The sequence below is a fragment of the Roseivivax isoporae LMG 25204 genome, from assembly GCF_000521865.1.
Lineage (GTDB): Bacteria > Pseudomonadota > Alphaproteobacteria > Rhodobacterales > Rhodobacteraceae > Roseivivax > Roseivivax isoporae.
This window is the reverse complement of sequence record NZ_JAME01000121.1, coordinates 1-1,207: the sequence shown is the minus strand read 5'-3', so window position 1 is coordinate 1,207 and position 1,207 is coordinate 1. Positions and strand designations below refer to the sequence as shown.

The 1,207-nt window shown below is 72.1% G+C and carries 1 protein-coding gene; it reads left to right on the top strand.

From position 1 onward, the window contains the following. Positions 1 to 1,207: acyl-CoA dehydrogenase family protein (locus RISW2_RS22895; RefSeq protein ID WP_043775767.1), on the top strand; the 1,207-nt coding region annotated here is incomplete at both ends.

Sequence of the window (1,207 nt, the reverse complement as noted above, 5' to 3'; positions counted from 1 at the left end):
ATGGATTTCACGCTTTCCCCCGAGATCGAGTCGTTCCGGGCGCGCATCGCGCGGTTCGTGGCGGAGGAGGTGCTGCCGGTCGAGGCGGATCGCGGCGCGTGGGACGCGCATGGCAACATCGCGGCCGAGCCGCTCGGGCGGCTGCGCGCGCGGGCGCGTGCCGAGGGGCTCTGGTGCCTGCAGCTGCGCCCCGAGACGGGCGGGCAGGGGCTCGGCAAGGTGGGCATGGCGGTCTGCTACGAGGAGATGAACCGCTCGATCTTCGGCCCGGTCGTGTTCAACGCCGCGGCGCCCGACGACGGCAACATGATGGTGCTGGAACGGGCCGCCACCGCGGCGCAGAAGGAGCGCTGGCTCCGCCCCATCGTCGAGGGGCGCGTGCGGTCCTCCTTCGCCATGACCGAGCCGCATCCGGGCGGGGGCTCGGATCCCGGCATGATGCTGACCACGGCGGAGAGGCGCGGCGACGGCTACGTCGTCCGCGGCCGCAAGTGGTTCATCACCGGGGCCGGGGACGCGGCGCATTTCATCCTGCTCGCGCGCACCTCGGACGACCCGCGCCGGGGGCTGACCGCCTTCCTGCACCACCGCGACGATCCCGGCTGGCGCATCGAGCGGCGCATCCCGATCATGGGTCCCGAGGAGCATGGCGGCCATTGCGAGCTGGTCTATGACGGGCTCGAACTGCCGGCGGACCGGGTGCTCCTGGGCGAGGGGCAGGGGCTGAAGCTCACGCAGATGCGGCTCGGCCCGGCGCGGCTCACCCATTGCATGCGCTGGCTCGGCCTCGCCAAGCGCTGCACCGAGATCGCGCGGGACTACGCCGCGGCGCGCCACGGCTTCGGCGTGCGGCTCGCGGACCGGGAATCGATCCAGATCCGGATGGGGGACCTCGCCATGGGGATCGAGGTCGGGCGGCTCCTGGTGATGAAGGCGGCCTGGGCGCTCGACCGCGGCAGCTTTGCCCGCAAGGAGGTGTCGATGGCCAAGATCCACGTGGCGAACCTGCTGCACAAGGCGGCCGACACGGCGATCCAGGTGAACGGCGCGCGCGGCTACTCGCAGGACACGGTGCTCGAATGGATCTACCGCTACGCCCGCCAGGCCCGGCTCGTCGACGGCGCGGACGAGGTCCACCAGATGGTCCTGAACCGCTTCCTCGCAGACGAGGGCACGGACTTCTGGCACTGGGAGGCCGGCGGCGCGG